Source organism: Paenibacillus sp. J22FR21 (assembly GCF_056269135.1).
Genome location: NZ_JBWDNJ010000010.1, coordinates 193,021 through 199,277, shown reverse-complemented (window position 1 = coordinate 199,277; position 6,257 = coordinate 193,021). Strand labels below are relative to the sequence as shown.

The 6,257-nt window shown below is 48.1% G+C and carries 5 protein-coding genes and 1 rRNA gene; 1 reads left to right on the top strand and 5 read right to left on the bottom strand.

The annotated features are described in order from the left end of the window. Together AC0YNS_RS27830 and AC0YNS_RS27825 are read right to left on the bottom strand one after the other, a co-directional pair. A 16S ribosomal RNA gene (locus AC0YNS_RS27830) occupies positions 1–68 on the bottom strand; the annotation flags it as partial. A 367-nt stretch (positions 69–435) separates the two neighbouring features. After that, positions 436–1,311 (bottom strand): nucleotidyltransferase-like protein, encoded by an 876-nt coding sequence (locus AC0YNS_RS27825; protein WP_475784184.1) that lies wholly within the window; start codon positions 1,309–1,311, stop codon positions 436–438. A gap of 143 nt (positions 1,312–1,454) precedes the next feature. On the opposite strand from AC0YNS_RS27825, the gene AC0YNS_RS27820 reads away from it, so the two are divergent. Further along, complete coding sequence (locus tag AC0YNS_RS27820) at positions 1,455–1,829, top strand: YgzB family protein (protein ID WP_475784183.1); 375 nt, start codon at positions 1,455–1,457, stop codon at positions 1,827–1,829. A gap of 65 nt (positions 1,830–1,894) precedes the next feature. Here the strand turns inward: AC0YNS_RS27820 and AC0YNS_RS27815 are convergent, their stop codons facing one another. The 3 genes from AC0YNS_RS27815 to AC0YNS_RS27805 all read right to left on the bottom strand — a co-directional run bounded on the left by AC0YNS_RS27815 (position 1,895) and on the right by AC0YNS_RS27805 (position 6,145). After that, positions 1,895–3,622: a glycosyl hydrolase family 18 protein gene (locus AC0YNS_RS27815; protein ID WP_475784182.1), complete on the bottom strand. Its 1,728-nt coding sequence runs from the start codon at positions 3,620–3,622 to the stop codon at positions 1,895–1,897. 124 nt (positions 3,623–3,746) lie between these two features. After that, complete coding sequence (locus tag AC0YNS_RS27810) at positions 3,747–4,181, bottom strand: Fur family transcriptional regulator (RefSeq protein WP_090983210.1); 435 nt, start codon at positions 4,179–4,181, stop codon at positions 3,747–3,749. 83 nt (positions 4,182–4,264) lie between these two features. Next, positions 4,265–6,145 carry a DUF4097 family beta strand repeat-containing protein gene (locus tag AC0YNS_RS27805; RefSeq protein ID WP_475784181.1) on the bottom strand — a complete coding sequence of 627 codons (1,881 nt, stop codon included), beginning with the start codon at positions 6,143–6,145 and terminating at the stop codon, positions 4,265–4,267. Positions 6,146–6,257: the final 112 nt, after the last annotated feature.

Here is a 6,257-nt window from a genome sequence, read left to right as displayed (position 1 = left end):
CGCTCGACTTGCATGTATTAGGCACGCCGCCAGCGTTCGTCCTGAGCCAGGATCAAACTCTCCATAAAAGTGGTAAGCCCGAAGGCTTGGCCATTTTTAAGAATTCGCTTGGTAGCTCATTCAAAAAACTAGCTTTGCGAAACGTTAATTTCGCGATTTATGACCATTTGACTGGTCGCTCATTGTTCAGTTTTCAAAGAACAAATACTTCGTTTTTCGTGCGCCCATGTCTCAGCGGCGACTTGATTAATATATCACATCCGGTCATTCAATTGCAAGCTTTTTTTTATTTCTTTTTTCTTACTCGCTTGCCAGCATGACGCTGTTTCTTGTTTGCCTCGGAGGCGGTAATAAAGAATTTATCACATGCCCGCATGGTACGTCAAGCATTAGTTAATAAAAAAATCGCGGGCACGCTGCCCGCGATTAATCCTTCTAAGAAACACTGTGATATCGCAGTTCCAACGCTTCTGTATCCCCAAGAAGCGGCATGTAAGCAACCTCTCGGATATACCCGCGCATGACCAGCTTCTGCAGAAGCAGCGACAAATCCATATGCAAGTCCTTTAGGTACGGATGAGTTTGCAGCTCCATCACGCTCCACGGCTCCTCGCGGCTGCCAAGAATGGAGAAGAGCAGTCCGCAGGACGATTTCATTTTGCTCATAACCGAGAACTCGCAAGCCAGCAACACCAGCTGCACCCGCTTCTCAAGCGATTCCGGCGAAATGGTCAGCTCTTCATATAGTTTATAAATGCCTGGGTTGAACCGCCTCATCTGACGCCAAACCGTAAGCTCCGGGTGAACGCCTTCTTCAATAAACGCAATATGCGCCCAATGATGAAGAGCAGTTAGTACGTTGGAGTAAGCATCAAGCAAATTGTTATCCTGCAAATCCTGTTTCGCCTGCAGATAAGAACGAATGAAATGTGAGAACTCCACCAATTCCTTCTGTCCGCGTAAGGATGCCGGGAAAGAAAGCAAGCTTTCCCGGAGGTTAAACAAGTAATTGTCTCGATCCACCAGGATCTCCCCCCGAACAAGCCATTGTATGATGCTGCGGTTCTCGCCGCCCGTTGTCCATTGCTCCAGCATTATAGGTGATACGGTTCGAATTTGCACTCGATCTTCGCCGATGCGTACATGTTCGATACCCCGGTTTGGGTCGTTCTGCGTAGAAACAACCAGTATTAGTAGATCCAATCCGTCAATCATGGGATTGTACGGAACCGGGTTCTCGATAGCTGCCAAACTGATCAGCGCCTCATTATGTTCAAAAATTGTTTTAAAATGTGCCTTTATATGTTCCACGGTCTATCCTCCATATAGCTTCATGCTGTTGTTTAAGCTATAATGATTTCGCAGTTGTTTATACTCTTGTTCGACAATGTACGCAGGTTTTCCTGCCTATGGTCTTAGAAAACCGTACGTAAATGTCAGAAAGGATTTGTGATATGTTCGGTAAATCGAGTAAAATCAATGAATTTCGGCTCTGGGGCCTTATGTTCACGCTGTTTGGAATGGGACTAATGATACTGGGTACTGCCGGGATTGTTTTCTGGGGACAAGCCGGTAAAATATTTGCGGGCATCTTTATGGTCATTGGTATGATCGCTATGCTGGCGAGTGTAGGTGTTTACTTCTGGGCAGGCATGCTGTCGACAAGCGCAGTTATCCTGAATTGCCCGGAATGCGGCAGACATACGAAGATGCTTGGCAAAACAGATCGTTGTATGTATTGCAAGACGAAGCTGACACTGGATCCCAACCAAGCAACTGATTTGGATGATACGGAAGAGAAAGAAGAAATCACGCAGCCCCAAGCCTAGAATACGCGATAATAGAAACGCCCTTCGACTGGTTTTAGCCGGTGAAGGGCGTTTTTGCATTGGCTTTATGGGAGTTTATTTAAGGATTGATGAATAATTGCCCAAATATCATCGGACTGGAACTGGCGCTGCCAAGTCGCAACACCTGCTATTCCATATTTCTTAGCTAGTGCGGTTCTTGCCTTCAAAGAAACTCCATCTTCGATCCATATGCGCTGCAATGCGCCATCAGCCTCGTACTCCACGTAATTCTGTCCGGAATCGGCGTCAAAAGTCGGCTTAAGCTTGCGTTCATTAATAATCGACTTTACGGTTTCCATTCCGAGCGCCTTCGAGCTTACTTTGACCTTACCGGAATCATCTTTCTTCTCCGTCCATAACCGAGCATACAGCGGCATGCCTAACACCACTTTGTCAGCCGGTACCCCGTCTTCTTCGATGATCCGCGAAAGCGACTGCTCTGTCCATGGCAGAGAAGCAACCGAGCCTGATGTAGGGCTGGATGCCCAATGCTCATCGTAGGCCATGATCATCATATAATCGACTACCTTGCCCAGTGCCCCACGATCAAGGAATAAGGACCACATTTCACTGTTCGACTTAGGCGTTACGTCTATGGATACAACGACGTTCTGCTCATGCATGAGCGGTGTCAGCTCCCGAACAAATTGAACCAGGTTTGCTTTGTCTGACGTATTTACGTTTTCAAAATCAAGATTGATCCCTTTAAGCTTGTACATCTGTGCAAAAGCAGCAAGCTGATGAATCATCTGCAGGCGAGTATCGGCCTTCGCTAAGGCAGCCGATGTTCGCTCCGGTTCGAAACCGTTACTGAACACCGCCCAAACTTGCATGCCTCTGTTCTGAGCCCATTTGACATAATGCATATCCGCTTTACTTCTAATGTTACCTTCGCCGTCAAGAAGCTCGAACCACGTCGGTGAAACGACATTTACACCGGGCATCTCGCTGATTTGATCGGAGTCCGGTGCTTTCTCGTAGACAGCTTCCCATGTTAGATTGATTTTGCTGCCGACGGCTTTCCATGCTGTGAAAGGAGCCGGTTCAACATGCTGTTTAATTTGTTCCGTTTCCGTAAGTTTAATATCTTGTTTCTTGGCGTATCCCAGGATACCATCTGTACTCTGGACCGTATACCAGCCTTCCTTCTCTCCCCAAATGCGCACGATATCGGTATTCGCCAGGCGATCTACAATCGGTTCCTTAATGGTTGGTCCGCGTCTAATGACCGCATCGTCTTGTACAACTCCGCGCTGAACCGCATCTCCTGCCCGCATAATCGTAATAATATCGTCCTGCTCATTATATTCAGCATGAAGTCCATAAAGCTCTTCAAGCGGTGTGATCGGCAAGTAGACGGCATCGTCCTTCACCTGCGCGGCGATGCGCAGCGGGTAAGGTTTCTTATTGATCGTGGCGGTTAATGCATTTGTTTTCATCCGCAGCACTTTATTCGCATTGGTTAGAACGATCGATCCGGTCTTGGCTTCATAATAAACTTCTTCCTTAAGTCCCAACTGATCATGAATGAAGTTCAAGGGAAGACTAATGATATCTTGATTAACCAGTGCACCGCCTTCGGCGACTTGTCCATGAAACAGAATCGGGTGCGCTGCACCATATTCCGGTTTAACTTCTGTATTATTAGGCGCCAGACGCTGCCATCCCAACCACATGCCTGCTGCCGCAGCCACTATCCCGCTTGCAAGTACTACCCATTTCAACCAGCCGCCGCCACTTTGTCGTCTAGGCCGCATACGTACGGTTTCCACTTGTGAAGCGCTCCTCTCCAAATTAAGCTAGTCCACTGATGTGCGAACTCTTCAAATAAAAAACGCGCATGATGGTGAGCTGCCTCTCCCCCTGCGCGTTTATTAGTCTTTCAATCATCGCTTGTTAATTGGTGTGCCGCGCGGAGCAATCAGCGCAATACCCATAAATCTCCATTCGATGCCCCTCTACTTTAAAGCCCGTTTCTTTGGAAGCCGCTGCTTCTACATCCGTTAGAGGCGGATAGTCAAAATCAACGATTGTTCCGCATGAACGGCATATGGCGTGATAATGATCGGTTAAGTCGGCATCAAATCTGCTTGAATCATCGCCATAAGTCAATTCGCGAAGCAAGCCCGCATCGACAAACAGCCGGAGATTATTATAAATGGTCGCCACACTCATACTAGGGAAAGATGGCGAAAGTGATTTATAAATTTCATCTGCAGTGGGGTGAGTCATGGAGTGCATGAGAAAGCTTAGGATTGCATGACGCTGCGGGGTCATTCGTACGCCGGTACTTTTTAATTGTTCAAGCGCCTGCTCAACGGTCGCACCCATGCCCAACACGTCCTTTCTGCTTTTGTTAGAACCATTGTACGTGGATACTTTTCATTTTGTCAATGAAAGCGGGAATCATTTTATCATTTGTAACGATTTACCTGAATGCTGCTGTTCGCGTCTATATTGATCCTGTAATTCGCCGTTCCAATGCTGCCACGGATCGTTTTCTTACTGATTGTGAGCGGTAAATCGCTTGTTACTTCGCCAAATGTAGCCGAGCCATTAACCGAATAATTACCATACAGAGGAAGCGATACCTTGATTTCGCCGATTGAACTGTCGATGTCCCAGTCGCCGCCGACTTGAGAGCTCGCAATCTGAATATCACCATTGAGGGTATCCGCTTTAATCGCACCGGTTCCTTCTTTAATGATGATCTCGCCGTTCTTCGTATCCGTATCGATGTCGCCGGTAACTTGCTGCAGGTTGATACTTCCGCTAAGTGTAGAAGCTTCGATTGCGCCGGTTATATAACCTGCTTTGACATCGCCGTTGTATGTGCTGAGCTTCGCATCACCTGTTACCGATGAGGCATCAATGCTGCCATTCTTGGTATCAGCCTTCACCGAACCTGTGAGGCCATGCATTGTAATCGAACCGGTTGTCGCTTTGATGCTTAGTCCTCCGGGTAAGGATAACCCAGTTACATCGACAGAACCGTTCACAATTTGGATGGCGAGTTCGGATTGGATGTAATTGATCTGCGGACTGGTCGAATCTTCCGAATCGGGCTGACCTGCGCCTGTAGATTCGTCGTCTGCTGTCGGGGGCTGGTCAGAAACCTCGGAAGTGTTTGTTTGAGAATCTGTCGACTCAGTGGGTTCTGTTGGGATAAGCTTCCCAAACGCCGACTCGGTGGGCACAGTCACTACTATATTCATACGCGGCACACGATCTCCGTTAGCACCATACGGATGACCTTTTGCTTCGATTTTGAGCTCATCCTCGCCGCTGACCGTGATTTCCGACTTGCCGGCAGTATCATCCGCTTCTGTTTGTTCAGTTGCATCTACCCACATGACAGATTCAACCGTCAGCTCGCTCACATTCCCCTTCTTGACGGTAACTTTGCCATTCGGGTTCACGATTTCGATCCCCCTAGTCTCAGACGTTACCGGGGCATGAATGGTTTCCTTGGCATAACGGAATCCTTTCTCTTCTCCGTAGGCGCTCGTTCCGGTCAAATTCACCTTAAATTCATCCAACCAGCGAAATGGCATCGAAGCGAACTGCGTCACAACAAAAGCGGTAACCGCTATAAGTGCAGCGAGGAAAGTCCCTCCGATATCAAAGGACGGTCGTTTGGAAGCTGTTCGATGCACAATGCTCATGATGACGACTTCAATGCCTAACAGGACAAACGCCGCCGGCCACCATTGTCCGATCAGCTCCATATCATTGCGATCGCGAATTTGGTCCCAGAGCAACAATGCGCCTACCGTAATCATCACCGCCGCAGCAGTGAATCTCCCCAATTTAAACATGACTCTATTCCTCCTCGAGGCAAAACCGATCGCCAGTACAATAAAAGCAATTCCCGGTGCATAGGTGCCTATCGTATCTACAATCGTTTGAAAGACGACAGGCGCTTGGACTAACACCAGCAAGAGAAAGGCCAGTCCAATAACAGCAACACCTTGAATAAACGTACCTATTCCTAAACGAGGCGACTCTTCCATAGCCGGACTCGCAGCTGCTTCACGCTGTTTCGCCGCCTGCTGGAGCGTATCGAATACGCTGTAGAACCAAAAGAAAGGCAGCGCCAATCCTAGAAAGATGATGAGCAGTGCGTATTTCCCTCCGCCTTCATCGGCAAAGCGAATCATTGCAGCGATATCGGTCAGCGTGCCAAGCAGCAGCAGCATGCCTGTTAAATGCCTGCCCAGCGCAAGATGTCCACCGCCCGGTATGAGAAAAGCGAGCAACGACGCAAGCAGTGTACTTCGAGATGATTCCCTCATGAGATGGATGGCACCTCCTGACTGTTGATGATTACAAATATTGTATCATAATTTCCCACAGCAAAAGAGGCATGTCCGCATGATGACGCCGGACATGCCTCTTTTATTGTAG

Excerpts from the sequence above, each read along its gene's own strand:
- AC0YNS_RS27810 (WP_090983210.1), bottom strand. The coding sequence starts at position 4,181 with ATGGGTGCGACCGTTGAGCAGGCGCTTGAACAATTAAAAAGTACCGGC.
- AC0YNS_RS27820 (WP_475784183.1), top strand. The coding sequence starts at position 1,455 with ATGTTCGGTAAATCGAGTAAAATCAATGAATTTCGGCTCTGGGGCCTT.
- AC0YNS_RS27805 (WP_475784181.1), bottom strand. The coding sequence starts at position 6,145 with ATGAGGGAATCATCTCGAAGTACACTGCTTGCGTCGTTGCTCGCTTTT.